This is a genomic window from Mycobacterium sp. IDUB_36, from assembly GCF_055419225.1.
This window is the reverse complement of the sequence record NZ_JBVAXH010000001.1, coordinates 277,162-291,440: the sequence shown is the minus strand read 5'-3', so window position 1 is coordinate 291,440 and position 14,279 is coordinate 277,162. Positions and strand designations below refer to the sequence as shown.

The 14,279-nt window shown below is 65.9% G+C and carries 14 protein-coding genes and 1 pseudogene; 14 read left to right on the top strand and 1 reads right to left on the bottom strand.

The genetic code is table 11. The features are described from left to right. Nucleotides 1–11 precede the first annotated feature (11 nt). From ribH to whiA, 7 genes and pseudogenes are all read left to right on the top strand, one after another. Entirely contained in the window at nucleotides 12–491 is a 480-nt protein-coding gene (ribH, locus tag ACZYW1_RS01290) for a 6,7-dimethyl-8-ribityllumazine synthase (RefSeq protein ID WP_463782614.1), read from the top strand. After that, nucleotides 488–958: a PH domain-containing protein gene (locus ACZYW1_RS01285; RefSeq protein WP_463782613.1), complete on the top strand. Its 471-nt coding sequence runs from the start codon at nucleotides 488–490 to the stop codon at nucleotides 956–958. Before ribH ends, ACZYW1_RS01285 begins: the two co-directional genes overlap by 4 nt. 134 nt (nucleotides 959–1,092) lie before the next feature. After that, entirely contained in the window at nucleotides 1,093–3,072 is a 1,980-nt protein-coding gene (uvrC, locus tag ACZYW1_RS01280; protein ID WP_463782611.1) for an excinuclease ABC subunit UvrC, read from the top strand. Beyond that, the gene (rapZ, locus tag ACZYW1_RS01275; RefSeq protein ID WP_463782608.1) at nucleotides 3,069–4,010 is read left to right on the top strand and encodes an RNase adapter RapZ; all 942 of its coding nucleotides are present in this window, start codon (nucleotides 3,069–3,071) and stop codon (nucleotides 4,008–4,010) included. The genes uvrC and rapZ overlap by 4 nt, the downstream gene beginning before the upstream one ends. Nucleotides 4,011–4,025: 15 nt before the next feature. Beyond that, nucleotides 4,026–4,096: pseudogene (locus ACZYW1_RS01270) on the top strand (hypothetical protein); the annotation flags it as partial. 16 nt (nucleotides 4,097–4,112) lie between these two features. After that, nucleotides 4,113–5,177, top strand: a complete 1,065-nt coding sequence (gene yvcK / locus ACZYW1_RS01265; RefSeq protein ID WP_463782607.1) for a uridine diphosphate-N-acetylglucosamine-binding protein YvcK — start codon at nucleotides 4,113–4,115, stop codon at nucleotides 5,175–5,177. Beyond that, nucleotides 5,174–6,151, top strand: coding sequence for a DNA-binding protein WhiA (whiA, locus tag ACZYW1_RS01260; RefSeq protein WP_463787627.1), 978 nt, complete (start codon nucleotides 5,174–5,176; stop codon nucleotides 6,149–6,151). The genes yvcK and whiA overlap by 4 nt, the downstream gene beginning before the upstream one ends. On the opposite strand, the gene ACZYW1_RS01255 is transcribed toward whiA, so the two are convergent. Next, complete coding sequence (locus tag ACZYW1_RS01255; RefSeq protein WP_463782606.1) at nucleotides 6,148–6,279, bottom strand: hypothetical protein; 132 nt, start codon at nucleotides 6,277–6,279, stop codon at nucleotides 6,148–6,150. The two genes, whiA and ACZYW1_RS01255, sit on opposite strands and share 4 nt — an antisense overlap. A gap of 49 nt (nucleotides 6,280–6,328) precedes the next feature. Between ACZYW1_RS01255 and ACZYW1_RS01250 the strand changes: the two genes are divergently transcribed. The 7 genes from ACZYW1_RS01250 (at nucleotide 6,329) to secG (ending at nucleotide 14,236) form a co-directional block, all read left to right on the top strand. After that, a complete protein-coding gene (locus ACZYW1_RS01250; protein WP_463782604.1) occupies nucleotides 6,329–8,086 on the top strand; it encodes a DUF3556 domain-containing protein in 1,758 nt (585 codons plus the stop codon). Between the two features lie 81 nt (nucleotides 8,087–8,167). Further along, the gene (gene gap, locus ACZYW1_RS01245) at nucleotides 8,168–9,190 is read left to right on the top strand and encodes a type I glyceraldehyde-3-phosphate dehydrogenase (RefSeq protein ID WP_463782602.1); all 1,023 of its coding nucleotides are present in this window, start codon (nucleotides 8,168–8,170) and stop codon (nucleotides 9,188–9,190) included. Nucleotides 9,191–9,192: 2 nt separating this feature from the next. Further along, the gene (locus ACZYW1_RS01240) at nucleotides 9,193–10,404 is read left to right on the top strand and encodes a phosphoglycerate kinase (RefSeq protein WP_463782600.1); all 1,212 of its coding nucleotides are present in this window, start codon (nucleotides 9,193–9,195) and stop codon (nucleotides 10,402–10,404) included. 63 nt (nucleotides 10,405–10,467) lie between these two features. Next, on the top strand, nucleotides 10,468–11,253 hold the full coding sequence (tpiA, locus tag ACZYW1_RS01235; protein ID WP_463782598.1) for a triose-phosphate isomerase: 786 nt from the start codon (nucleotides 10,468–10,470) through the stop codon (nucleotides 11,251–11,253). Between the two features lie 111 nt (nucleotides 11,254–11,364). Further along, complete coding sequence (locus tag ACZYW1_RS01230; RefSeq protein ID WP_463782597.1) at nucleotides 11,365–12,576, top strand: PecA family PE domain-processing aspartic protease; 1,212 nt, start codon at nucleotides 11,365–11,367, stop codon at nucleotides 12,574–12,576. A 148-nt stretch (nucleotides 12,577–12,724) separates the two neighbouring features. Next, nucleotides 12,725–13,972: a PecA family PE domain-processing aspartic protease gene (locus ACZYW1_RS01225; protein ID WP_463782595.1), complete on the top strand. Its 1,248-nt coding sequence runs from the start codon at nucleotides 12,725–12,727 to the stop codon at nucleotides 13,970–13,972. Between the two features lie 27 nt (nucleotides 13,973–13,999). Next, entirely contained in the window at nucleotides 14,000–14,236 is a 237-nt protein-coding gene (gene secG, locus ACZYW1_RS01220) for a preprotein translocase subunit SecG (protein ID WP_293004483.1), read from the top strand. The last annotated feature ends 43 nt before the right edge of the window (nucleotides 14,237–14,279 follow it).

Below are 14,279 nucleotides of genomic sequence, written 5' to 3'. Positions count from 1 at the left end.
GAGTGGCGTATATGAGCGGTGCCGGGGTACCCGACATCGCGTCGCAGGACGCTTCCGCACTCACGTTGGCCATCGTGGTGAGCACGTGGCACAGCAAGATCTGCAACCAGTTGCTCGACCGGGCCGAGCGCATCGCCGACGAGTGGGGCGTCAAGAACCCGACCGTGGTCCGAGTTCGCGGTGCGATCGAGATTCCGGTGGTCGCACAGGCCGTCGCCCGCAACCACGATGCCGTCGTTGCGCTGGGCGTGGTGATCCGCGGTCAGACACCGCACTTCGACTACGTCTGCGACGCCGTAACTCAAGGGCTGACCAGGGTTTCACTCGATGAGTCCACCCCGGTCGCCAACGGCGTGCTGACCACCAACGACGAAGCCCAGGCGCTCGATCGTGCGGGACTGCCGGATTCCACCGAAGACAACGGCGGCCAGGCGACAGCCGCGGCGCTGAGCACCGCGCTGACCCTGCGCCAGCTGCGCGAAAAGCCGTGACCGCCAAGCCCGACGGGGACACCTGGGATGTGCAACTGCGGCCGCGCCTGACGCCTTACGTCGCCTACGCCGTGGCCGTTGTACTCATCGTCGCGCACGTGCTGATCGGGCTACTGCTCAAGCTCGGATCCACCGGCGTTATCTTTCAGACCTCTGACCAGATCGCGATGGCGGTGCTCGGTGTCGTCCTCGCCGGGCTGGTGCTGTTGTTCGCCCGGCCGCGACTGCGGGTCGGCCCGAGCGGGCTCTCTGTGCGCAACGTGCTGAGCGATCGACTCGTGCCATGGGGCGATCTGGTGGGCGTGTCGTTTCCCGTCGGCGCGCGGTGGGCGCGCATCGATCTGCCGGACGACGAGTACATCCCGCTGATGGCCATTCAGTCCGTCGACAAAGACCGCGCTGTCGCCGCCATGGACTCCGTGCGGAATCTGCTGGCGCGCTACCGGCCCGACCTGGCATCGCTCTGAACGACGCGATCGCCGGCCCCCGTCCCCTATGACGCCGGCGCCCCGATCGCGGCCGCGTGCGCAGCACCCGACACGGTGCTCGCTCGTCTGGTAGGCGTCGTCGGCGTCGGTCGGCGCGACTAGCCTTGGACACCGTGGCTGATCCCGCGACCTACCGCCCCGCTACCGGGTCCATCCCGGTCCAGCCGGGTGTGTACCGGTTCAGCGACAAGCACGGCCGGGTGATCTACGTCGGCAAGGCCAAGAGCCTGCGCAGCCGGATCAACTCGTACTTCGCTGACATCTCCGGCCTGCATCCACGCACCCGCCAGATGGTGACCACCGCGGCCAAGGTGGAGTGGACGGTGGTCAACACCGAGGTCGAGGCACTGCAGCTGGAATACAACTGGATCAAGGAGTTCGATCCCCGGTTCAACGTCCGCTATCGAGACGACAAGTCCTACCCCGTGCTCGCCGTCACCCTCAACGAGGAATACCCGCGCCTGATGGTCTATCGCGGCCCGCGCCGCAAAGGTGTCCGGTATTTCGGCCCCTATTCGCATGCCTGGGCCATCCGGGAGACCTTGGACCTGCTGACCCGGGTGTTTCCGGCCCGCACCTGCTCCGCAGGAGTCTTCAAGCGGCACAACCAGATCGACCGGCCCTGTCTGCTGGGATACATCGACAAGTGTTCGGCTCCGTGCGTCGGGCGGGTCAGCGCCGAGCAGCATCGCCAGATCGTGATGGACTTCTGCGATTTCCTGTCCGGAAAGACCGACAGGTTTGCCCGCGGCCTGGAGCAACAGATGCGGACGGCCGCGGACGGTCTGGAGTTCGAGCGTGCGGCCCGGTTGCGGGACGACCTCGGTGCCCTCAAGCGGGCACTGGAAAAGCAGGCCGTCGTTCTCGGTGACGGCACCGACGCCGACGTCGTCGCATTTGCCGACGACGACCTGGAAGCGGCCGTCCAGGTGTTTCACGTGCGTGGCGGCCGGGTTCGCGGGCAGCGCGGCTGGATCGTCGAAAAGCCCGGCGATCCAGGCGATTCGGGTGAGGCGCAGCTGGTTGAGCAGTTCTTGACCCAGTTCTACGGCGATCAGGCCGAACTCGAGGGCGCGGCCGACGAATCCGTCAACCCGGTGCCTCGCGAGGTCCTGGTGCCCTGCCTGCCGCCGAACGCCGAGGAGTTGGCGACGTGGCTTACGGGTCTGCGTGGGTCGCGGGTCAACCTGCGTGTTCCCCGTCGCGGCGACAAGCGGTCGCTGGCCGAGACGGTACAGCGCAACGCCAAGGACGCGCTGCAACAGCACAAACTCAAGCGTGCCGGCGACTTCACGGCCAGATCTGCTGCACTGCAGAACATTCAAGAAGCGTTGGGGCTGGCCGATGCTCCACTTCGCATCGAGTGTGTCGACATCAGCCACGTGCAGGGCACCGACGTGGTCGGTTCGCTGGTGGTGTTCGAAGACGGGCTGCCGCGTAAATCCGACTACCGGCACTTCGGCATTCGCGAAGCGGCCGGTGACGGTCGCTCCGACGACGTCGCGTCGATCGCCGAGGTCACCCGGCGGCGATTCATCCGCCACGTCCAAGAGCAGGAAGACCCGAAAATGCTCTCACCCGAAGGTAAATCGCGCCGGTTCGCCTATCCGCCGAACCTCTACGTGGTCGACGGTGGTGCTGCACAGGTCAACGCCGCCAGCGCGGTTCTCGACGAACTCGGCGTCAACGATGTCGCGGTGATCGGGCTGGCCAAGCGCCTGGAAGAGGTGTGGGTGCCGTCGGAACCGGATCCGATCATCCTGCCCCGCAACAGCGAGGGGCTCTACCTGCTGCAGCGGGTGCGCGACGAGGCGCACCGGTTCGCGATCAACTATCACCGCAGCAAGCGGTCCAAACGGATGACGGCGTCAGCGCTCGACTCGGTACCGGGGTTGGGTGAGCATCGACGTAAGGCGTTGGTTGCCCATTTCGGCTCACTGGCGCGACTCAGGGAGGCTACCGTCGACGAGATCACGTCCGTTCCGGGCATCGGGGCGGCGACGGCGACGGCGGTGCTCGACGCGTTGCGCGGTGACGGCGCCGGCTCGGCCGCCGCGGCACCAGACCGGATCGCGGAACGGGCATCTGGATGACGGGCGAGGGAATGGACGGGCCGAATCAAGCCGGGTCGCTCGACCAGGCCGACAGCCACAGTGCCACTGGCGAATCCGGCATCGACGTCGTTCTGGTCACCGGCCTGTCCGGTGCCGGCCGGGGAACCGCTGCCAAAGTGCTCGAGGACCTCGGCTGGTATGTCGCCGACAATCTCCCGCCCCAGCTGATCACCCGGATGGTCGACCTCGGCCTCGACGCCGGATCGCGGATCACCCAGCTGGCCATCGTGATGGACGTCCGCTCTCGCGGATTCACCGGCGATTTGGACTGGGTGCGCAACGACTTGGCGACCCGCAACATCACCCCACAGGTGTTGTTCATGGAGGCCTCGGACGACATGTTGGTGCGCCGCTACGAGCAGAACCGGCGCAGCCACCCACTGCAGGGCGAGCAGACGCTGGCGGAAGGCATTGCCGCCGAGCGCGAATTGCTCGCTGCGGTCCGCGCGACCGCCGACCTGGTCATCGACACCTCGACGTTGTCGGTGCGTGAGCTTCGGGAGAGTATCGAGCGGGCCTTCGGCGGCGAGACGGTTGCGCAGACCAGCGTCACCGTCGAATCGTTCGGCTTCAAATACGGCCTGCCGATGGACGCCGACACCGTGATGGATGTGCGCTTCCTTCCGAATCCGCACTGGGTCGACGAGCTGCGCCCACTCACCGGACAACATCCGGAGGTTCGTGACTACGTGCTTCGCCAGACCGGCGCGGCGGAGTTCCTGGAGACATACCATCGGTTGCTGTCCCTGATTGTCGACGGCTACCACCGGGAAGGGAAGCGCTATATGACCGTGGCGATCGGCTGCACCGGTGGTAAACACCGCAGCGTCGCGATCGCCGAGGCCCTGGCGCGCCTACTCGAGCCCGACAAACAACTCACGGTGCGGGTGTTGCACCGGGATCTGGGCCGCGAATGAGCCCCGCCGGTGACGATGCAGAGCGCAGCGATGCTGAGGAGCGGCGCCAATGAGCCCCGCCGGTGACGATGCAGAGCGCAGCGATGCTGAGGAGCGGCGCCAGTGAGCCCCCGGATCGTCGCCATGGGCGGAGGGCATGGCCTGTATGCCACGCTGTCGGCTGCGCGGCGACTGACTCCGCACGTGACCGCGATCGTGACGGTGGCCGACGACGGCGGATCGTCGGGGAGGTTGCGCAGCGAACTCGACGTCGTCCCTCCGGGCGATCTGCGAATGGCATTGGCGGCGTTGGCTTCTGACAGTCCGCAGGGCCGGTTGTGGGCCACCATCATGCAACACCGGTTTGGCGGCAGCGGCGCGCTGTCCGGTCATCCGATCGGTAATCTCTTGCTCGCTGGTCTGAGCGAGGTGCTCGACGATCCGGTTGCCGCGCTCGACGAGGTCGGCCGCATTCTGGGTGTGCGGGGCCGGGTGTTGCCGATGTGCCCGATCGCGCTGCAGATCGAGGCCGACGTCTCCGGCCTGGAAACGGACCCGAGAATGTTTCGGGCGATCCGCGGGCAGGTGGCGATAGCGACCACGCCGGGCAAGGTCCGCCGGGTTCGCCTGCTGCCCGGCGATCCGCCGGCCACCCGCCAGGCGGTCGACGCGATCATGGCCGCCGACCTGGTGGTGCTCGGGCCGGGTTCGTGGTTCACCAGCGTGATTCCGCACGTCATGGTGCCCGGGTTGGCCGCGGCGCTGCAGGCGACCACGGCCCGTCGTGCGTTGGTGCTCAATCTGGTGGCCGAACCGGGGGAGACGGCCGGCTTCTCGGTCGAACGCCATTTGCACGTACTTGCCCAGCACGCACCGGGTTTCAGCGTTCACGACGTGATCATCGATGCCGGCCGGGTGCCCAGCGAGCGGGAGCGGGAGCAATTGCGGCGCACCGCGACGCTGTTGAATGCGCAGGTTCAGTTCGCCGACGTGGCCAGGCCTGGTACACCTTTACATGACCCGGGGAAGTTGGCCGCGGCGCTGGACGGGGTTGGCGTACGCGACGCCGGTCGGCCGCCGCCTACCGCGCCGTCCACCGACGCATTGGCGATCGAGCAAGAACGTCAGCGAACCGGCACAGATGGACCGGGTAGCAACGGACCGAGGGGTGACGACGCGTGGCGATGACGGCCGAAGTCAAAGACGAGTTGAGTCGCCTGGTGGTGACGGCGGTGAGCGCGCGCCGCGCCGAGGTGACGTCGCTGCTGCGGTTCGCCGGCGGCCTGCACATCGTGGCCGGCCGGGTCGTCGTCGAAGCCGAAGTGGACCTGGGCAGTATCGCGCGGCGGCTGCGTAAGGACATCTTCGATCTGTACGGATACAACGCGGTGGTACATGTGCTGTCCGCCAGCGGAATCCGCAAGACGACACGCTACGTGTTGCGTGTCGCGAATGACGGCGAGGCGCTGGCCCGCCAGACCGGACTGCTCGATCTGCGCGGTCGTCCGGTGCGGGGGTTGCCGGCTCAAGTCGTCGGCGGCAGCATCGCCGACTCCGAGGCTGCGTGGCGCGGGGCCTTCCTGGCGCACGGCTCGCTGACCGAGCCGGGTCGCTCGTCGGCGCTGGAGGTCAGCTGCCCCGGTCCGGAGGCAGCGCTGGCGCTGGTGGGCGCGGCCCGCCGGCTCGGCATCAGCGCGAAGGCGCGGGAAGTCCGCGGCGCCGACCGGGTGGTCGTCCGCGACGGCGAGGCCATCGGGGCGCTGCTCACCCGGATGGGCGCCCAGGACACCCGGTTGATCTGGGAAGAACGGCGGATGCGCCGCGAAGTGCGAGCAACGGCCAACCGGCTGGCGAACTTCGACGACGCCAACCTCCGGCGCTCGGCGCGCGCCGCGGTGGCCGCGGCCGCCCGGGTGGAACGAGCATTGGAAATTCTCGGTGACGGCGTACCCGACCACTTGGCCACCGCGGGCAAGCTGCGCGTCGAGCACCGGCAGGCGTCGCTGGAGGAGTTGGGCCGGCTGGCAGACCCGCCGATGACGAAAGATGCTGTGGCAGGACGTATTCGGCGACTGCTGTCGATGGCGGACCGCAAAGCGAAGGTCGACGGGATTCCGGACACCGAGTCCGCGGTGACACCGGATCTGCTCGAAGACGCCTAGCGGCTCGTCGGCGGCGGCCGACGGTCGTCGACTGTGCAGGTGATCCACCCACAACCGGTCGATTTCAGGTCGAAGGCCGCGCAGTCGGTGCCGCACGACACCGACACGCCGAGGGTCGGCTCGGTCACCCCGCTAGATTGTTCTCGCCAACGGTGGCAGACCTGAAACGAGTCCGTGATGGGATTCATCACCCCGGATCTTCCGGACGTCGACCCCGAAACCTGGCAGGACCGGTCGGCGGCAGACCGGATGCAGGTGGTGACCCGGCACTGGGTCGAACACGGCTTCGGTACTCCGTCGGCGATCTACCTGCTCTACGTACTCAAGATGGTGGCGTACGCGGCGGGCGCCGCCGCGGTCATCTCGCTGACACCGGGCCTCGGCGGGTTGGCCGACATCGCATCGTGGTGGACCCAGCCGATCGTCTACCAGAAGTTCATCATCTTCACGCTGCTGTTCGAGGTCCTGGGTCTGGGCTGCGGCTCGGGCCCGCTCACCGCGCGCTTCTTGCCGCCGATCGGCGGATTCCTCTACTGGTTGCGTCCCAAGACAATTCGGCTACCGCCATGGCCCAACGAGGTTCCGTTCACCCGTGGAGACACCCGCAGCATCGTCGACGTCGCCCTCTACGCCGTCGTCCTGGCGTCGGGTGTCTGGGCGTTGCTGGCTCCGGGCCACGGCGGGTCGGTGACCGAAAGCGGCGATGTGGGGTTGATCGACCCGCTGCGGGTACTGCCGACCATTGTCGCGCTGGGGTTGTTGGGCCTGCGGGACAAGACGATCTTCCTGGCCGCCCGCGGAGAGCACTACTGGCTGAAGCTGGTGATCTTCTTCTTCCCCTTCACCGACCAGATCGCAGCGTTCAAAATCGTCATGCTCGGGCTGTGGTGGGGCGCAGCGACTTCCAAGCTCAACCACCACTTTCCCTACGTCGTCGCGGCGATGACGAGCAACAACGCCCTGCTACGCGGAAAGCCGTTCAACTGGCTGAAGCGCCGGCTCTATCGCGATCCCGTCAACGACATCCGGCCGACCTGGATTCCGAAGGTGATGGCGCACGTCGGCGGTACGACGGCGGAATTGATCGTGCCGGCGGTCCTGGTTTTCGCCGGCGGCAGCCACCCGTGGCGCTGGGCATTGATCGGCTTCATGGTGGTCTTCCACCTCAACATCATCTCCAACCTGCCGATGGGTGTTCCCTTGGAGTGGAACATCTTTTTCATCTTCTCGCTGTTCTACCTGTTCGGGCACTACCACGACATCGTCATCTACGACCTGAGTTCACCGCTGCTGCTGGCGATGTTGATGGCGGCCCTCGCCGTGATACCGGTGGTGGGAAACATGTTCCCGCAACAGATTTCGTTTCTTCCCGCGCTGCGCTACTACGCGGGCAACTGGGCTTCGAGCGTCTGGTGTTTCCGCACGGGCGTCGAGGACAAGATCGACGCAAGCGTGGTCAAGAGTTCGGCACTCACCGTCAAACAGATTGCCCGGCTCTATGACGCGAACACCGCCGAGATCATCAGCGACAAGGCGCGTGCCTTCCGGTCCATGCACGTCCACGGCCGCGCGCTGAACGGGCTGTTGCCGCGAGCCTTGGGCAAGGACGCCGACGAGGCGGACTATTCGCTGCGCGAGGGCGAAACCGTGGCCGGGCCACTGATCGGCTGGAACTTCGGTGAAGGCCACCTGCACAACGAGCAGCTGGTGGCCGCCGTGCAGCGGCGCTGCCGGCTCGAGGAGGGCGATCTGCGGGTGATCATCCTCGAAGGCCAGCCGATCCAGACGAAAAAGCAGTGGTATCGGATCGTCGACGCCAAGACCGGCCTGATCGAGGAGGGTTACGTCGCCGTCGACGACATGCTGGCACGCCAGCCCTGGCCAGAGCCCGGTGACGAGCTGCCGGTCCACCCGGTCACACCAGCGAGAGCGTGACCTAAACCACCGAATTAGCGACGCATTGTTGCAGCTACTAGGCTGGCAGCGAGCATTTGGCCAGCATCGAAGGAGAGATACGTGACGGTCCGGGTAGGTATCAACGGTTTCGGGCGCATCGGACGCAACTTCTACCGGGCCCTGCTGGCGCAGCAGGCCGCGGGAGTCGACACCGATATCGAGGTGATCGCAGCCAACGACCTGACCGACAACGCCTCGCTGGCGCATCTGCTGAAGTTCGACTCGATCCTCGGGCGGCTGCCGTTCGACGTCAGCCTCGAGGGTGACGACACCATCGTGGTGGGCGACCACAAGATCAAGGCGCTCGAAGTCAAAGAAGGCCCGGCCGCGTTGCCGTGGGGCGACCTCGGTGTCGACGTTGTCGTCGAGTCCACCGGTATCTTCACCAACGCCGCAAAGGCCAAGGGCCACTTGGACGCCGGCGCCAAGAAGGTGATCATCTCCGCGCCCGCCACCGACGAGGACATCACCATCGTGCTCGGCGTCAACGACGACAAGTACGACGGCAGCCAGAACATCATCTCCAACGCGTCGTGCACCACGAACTGCCTCGGGCCGATCGCCAAGGTGCTGAACGACGAGTTCGGCATCGTCAAGGGCCTGATGACCACCATCCACGCCTACACCCAGGACCAGAACCTGCAGGACGGTCCGCACAAGGACCTCCGCCGGGCCCGGGCCGCGGCGCTGAACATCGTGCCGACCTCGACGGGTGCCGCCAAGGCCATCGGTCTGGTGCTGCCGGAGCTCAAGGGCAAGTTGGACGGCTACGCATTGCGGGTTCCGATCCCCACCGGCTCGGTCACCGACCTGACCGCGGAGCTCAAGAAGTCGGCAACCGCCGACGAGATCAACGCCGCGATGAAGGCCGCCGCCGACGGCCCGATGAAGGGCATCCTCAAGTACTACGACGCGCCGATCGTCTCCAGCGACATCGTCACCGACCCGCACAGCTCGATCTTCGACTCCGGCCTGACCAAGGTGATCGACAACCAGGCGAAGGTGGTGTCCTGGTACGACAACGAGTGGGGCTACTCGAACCGTCTGGTCGACCTGGTCGCACTGGTCGGCAAGTCGCTCTAGTCGTGGCCATCCACAACCTGGACGACCTTCTTGCACAGGGGGTTTCAGGTCGCGGGGTGCTCGTTCGCTCTGATCTGAACGTGCCGCTCAATGACGGCGCCATCGCCGACCCCGGCCGTATCACCGCCTCGGTGCCGACGATCAGGGCGTTGGCCGATGCGGGTGCCAAGGTCGTGGTGACCGCGCATCTCGGCCGTCCCAAAGGTGAGCCCGACCCGGCACTGTCGCTGGCGCCGGTCGCCGCGGCCCTGGCGGAACAGTTAGGCAAGGACGTGCAACTGGCCGCTGACGTCGTCGGCGCGGACGCCAAAGCCCGCGCCACCGGCCTGGCTGACGGTGACGTTCTGTTGCTGGAGAACATCCGATTCGATCCGCGAGAGACCAGCAAGGACGACGCGGAGCGCTTGGCGCTGGCCGAGGAGCTTGCCGAATTAGTCGGCAGCACAGGAGCATTCGTCTCCGATGGGTTCGGGGTGGTGCACCGCAAACAGGCGTCGGTCTACGACGTCGCGACGCTGCTGCCGCACTACGCCGGCACGCTGGTCGCCCAAGAAGTGGCCGTGCTCGAGCGGTTGACCGGCTCGACGAAGCGGCCGTACGCGGTGATCCTGGGCGGATCCAAGGTCTCCGACAAGCTCGGCGTCATCGAGCAGTTGGCCACCAAAGCCGACAGCATCGTGATCGGCGGCGGCATGTGCTACACCTTCCTCGCCGCGATGGGGCATTCGGTCGGCACATCGCTACTTCAGCCCGAGATGATCGACACGTGCAAGCAACTGCTCGAGACGTACGCCGACGTCATCCGGTTGCCGGTCGACATCGTCGTCGCCGATAAGTTCGCCGCCGATGCGACGCCGGAAACGGTTGCCGCCGAAGCGATTCCGGATGGAAAAATGGGCTTGGACATCGGTCCGGGATCGGTCCAGCGGTTCACCAAACTGCTCGCCAACGCCGAAACCATTTTCTGGAACGGCCCGATGGGCGTCTTCGAGTTCCCGGCCTTCGCGGCCGGTACCAAGGGCCTCGCCGAAGTGATAGCCGCTGCGACCACCAAGGGTGCGTTCAGTGTGGTCGGCGGCGGCGACTCGGCCGCCGCGGTGCGGGCGCTGGGCCTGCCCGACGATGGCTTCTCGCACATTTCGACCGGCGGCGGGGCGTCGCTGGAATACCTTGAGGGCAAGACGCTGCCCGGTCTCGAAGTGTTGAACACCTGAGCAAAGGACTTCCATGATCGTTCCTTCTCCTCGTCGCTCCGCTCTGCATCTTCGGGGGCGGGTATGAGTCGCAAGCCGCTGATTGCCGGCAACTGGAAGATGAACCTCAACCACTTCGAGGCCATCGCGCTGGTGCAGAAGATCGCATTCTCGTTGCCGGACAAGTACTTCGACAAGGTCGACGTCGCGGTCATCCCGCCGTTCACCGATCTGCGCAGCGTGCAGACCCTGGTCGACGGAGACAAGCTGCGGCTCACCTACGGCGCCCAGGACATCTCGCAGCACGACTCCGGTGCGTACACCGGCGAGATCAGCGGGGCATTCCTGGCCAAGCTGGGTTGCAGCTACGCCGTCGTCGGGCATTCCGAGCGGCGCACCTATCACGCCGAGGACGACGCACTGGTCGCCGCCAAAGCTGCTGCCGCGCTGAAGCATGAGCTGACCCCGATCGTCTGCATCGGGGAGCATCTGGAAGTCCGCGAGGCCGGCGAGCACGTCAGCCACTGCCAGAACCAACTGCGCGGCTCGCTGGCCGGCCTGTCGGCGGAGCAGATCGGCCAGACCGTAGTTGCGTACGAACCGGTGTGGGCGATCGGCACCGGCCGGGTGGCGAGCTCAGCCGACGCGCAGGAAGTGTGCGCCGCGGTCCGCAAGGAGTTGGGGTCCTTGGCGTCGCCGCAGATCGCCGAATCCGTCCGGGTGCTCTATGGCGGTTCGGTGAATGCCAAGAACATCGGCGACCTTGTCGCCCAGGAAGACGTCGACGGCGCACTGGTCGGCGGCGCCTCGCTGGACGCCGAACAATTCGCGACGCTGTCCGCGATTGCCGCCGGGGGACCGCTGCCCTGACCCACGGGTTGCGCTCAGGGCAAATTCATATTTAGCTTAGAGAAGCCTCATGGATCCACAGGCTTGTTGAATTTGCGCGCGGCAGCGCCACGTCTTCGGGGGAAGCAGTTTATGGCTGGTCGTAGCGGTAAGACGAAGGTCTTCGCAGGTCTCGGACTGCTCGGAACGAGCGCGAGCGTGTTCTTCGCCGCGGCGGCCCTGGCGACCGGATCGGCGGCACCCGCGCGGGCCGACTTCGACGACTTGCTGGACCCGATTCTCCAGCCGCTGTTGACTTCGCTGACGGCGATTGACCCGGCGGCCGCGCTCGACCTGACCAGCTGGTCCGACAGCCTCCTAGCCAGCTTGAACTCGACCTTCGACCTGGCGCTGCCCTCGACCGACGCGGCCGCGGCAGCCGCTGTCGGTGCGGCGGCCGAGCCGGCTGCCTCGCTCGTTGGCGGCACGATTCCGATCACGGTCCTGGAAGGCACTGAGCCGACGGTCAACGCCGCTATCGACGGCAGCAGCAGTTCGGTGCCGCTGCTGGTCGACACCGGCTCGAGTGGCCTCGTCCTACCCTTCACCGATCTCGGTTCCACGTACTCATCCCAGCTGGAGGCGCTGTTCGGCCTCGGGCTGCCTACCGGTATCAGCGAAAGCGGCTACAGCGGCGGGGTGGACTATCTGTACCTGACCTACAACAACGTGCCGGTCGACTACGACGGTGGCCTCAGCACCGACGGGCCGGTCAACATCGAGATCTATTCCTGGAACCCCAGCGACTTCGGTAGCTACTTCACCAACGACGCGTTCCAAGAATTCCTCAGTGGTAACGAGGTCAGCGGAATCCTGGGCATCGGCGAGAACACCGCCGGACCGACCACCACCCCGTTCCTGGACTACGGCGGCGTATACGTCAACATCCCCGGTGGCGAGCTGGTCGTCGGCGGCGGAAACCCGATTCCCGATGCGGTTTCCACGAGCGGTGACCCGGTGAGCAACGTTCTCGAGTCGGTCAACGGCGGCACCCAGGTCGCGGTGAGCAACAACATCGACTCAGGTGGCGTCTTCGGCACCATCCCGTCGAGCCTGCTGACCGGCGGCACTGTTCCGAACGGGACCGAGATATCGGTCTACAACCTGAACCACGATCTGCTCTACAGCTACACCACGACGAACTCGTTCGACATCAGCGATACCGGCACTCCGCAGCTTGTCAGCTCGGCCCCGACCGTCATCTCCGGTACCGGAATCGACAGCGGTGTCGTGCCCTTCCTGCAGCACGGTGTCTACCTCGACTACGCGAACGACAAGACCTTCTTCGGTCCGCTGACGTCATAGCGGAGACGGCCCACGCGGAGGTGTGAGTTTCATATGCCTTCGGGTTGTCTGGCAACGAACTAGCAGTTACCTTAACGCGACCTGATAAGAACACAGGAAACGTTTAGGGTGACGGCTGGGCCGTCCCGTCCGCAACTCGGGGGTTGCCATGACACGTCGGCGCGGTACGCAGCACACGGGCACGGCATGGCGTCGTGCATTGTCCGGGGTCGGCGTCGGCACCGGCGGTGTCATCGTCGCGGCGGCACTCGCCACCAGCTCGGCGGCCCCGGCGCAGGCTGACCTCGATGACCTTTTCGACCCGATCATCTCCTCGCTGACCGACTCGATCGCGGTGTTGGACCCCGCCTTCGCCGTCGACTTCACCAGCTGGGCCGACGAGCTGCTCGACAGCCTGAACGCGTTCGACTTCCTGTGGCCGTCGACGGACTCCGCTTTCGCTGCCGCTGCGTCCAGCGCTCTGCCGGCAGCCGACGCGGCCGCAGCGCCGCCGCCGATCCCGATGGAAGTGCTGATCGGCACCGAACCGGCGGTCTACGCCTCGATCGACGGCGGTGATTCGGTGCCGCTGTTGGTCGACACCGGTTCGGGCGGATTGGTGGTCCCGTCGACGCTGCTGGGCGACGACTACTCCGAACAGCTCCAGAGCCTGTTCAACTTGGGCCTGCCCTCCAGCTTCGGCGTCAGCGGCTACAGCGGTGGCGTCAGCTACCTCTACCTGACCTACGACAGCGTGTCGGTGAACTACCTGAACGGTGACGGTGGCGAAATCCTGTTCCCGACCGACGGTCCGGTCAACATCGAGGTCTACTCGTACGCGCCGGGCAACTTCGCGAGCCTGTTCACCAACGACGCCTTCCAGAATTTCCTCGCGGGCAACAACGTCGACGGCATCCTCGGCGTCGGATACAACGACTACGGCCCCACCGTCACCCCGTTCGCCGACTACGACGGCGTGCTGATCGACATTCCGAACAACCAGCTGATCATCGGGGACTACGACACGACGGGATGGGTGTCCACCGACGGGGCGCCGATCAGCACAGTCATCGAATCCGCCAACGGCGTCACGCGGACCCTCAGCGTCAACCTGGACTCCGGCGGAGTGTTCGGGACGATCCCGTCGGCCTTGGCGCCAGGCTCCAGCCTGGGCGAGCAGCTACCCGACGGTGTGCTGATCTCGGTCACGAACTCCGAGGGCGAACAGCTGTACAGCTACACGACCGGCCAGTTCGACATCAGCAACGACGGCACGCCCGAGCTGGTCTCCAACGGCCCCTACGTCGTCTCGGGGACCTACATCAACAGTGGCGTCATCCCGTTCTTGAACCACCAGGTGTATCTGGACTACAGCGGCAGCATCGGCACGACCTACTTCAGCCCGTATATTCCGTAGCTTTGGCGGGCCGGTAAGCTCCCTGCCATGGAATTGGCTTTGCAGATCACCCTGGTGATCACCAGCATCCTGGTGGTCCTGCTGGTGCTGTTGCACCGCGCCAAGGGTGGCGGCCTGTCCACGCTGTTCGGCGGCGGTGTGCAGTCCAGCCTGTCCGGGTCGACGGTGGTGGAGAAGAACCTCGACCGGCTGACGTTGTTCGTGGTCGGCATCTGGCTGGTCGCCATCGTCGGTGTGGCGCTGCGGATCAAGTACAACGCCTGACGCCACGAAAGGCGAAGACAGCCAACCACCCTGATACTGGTAG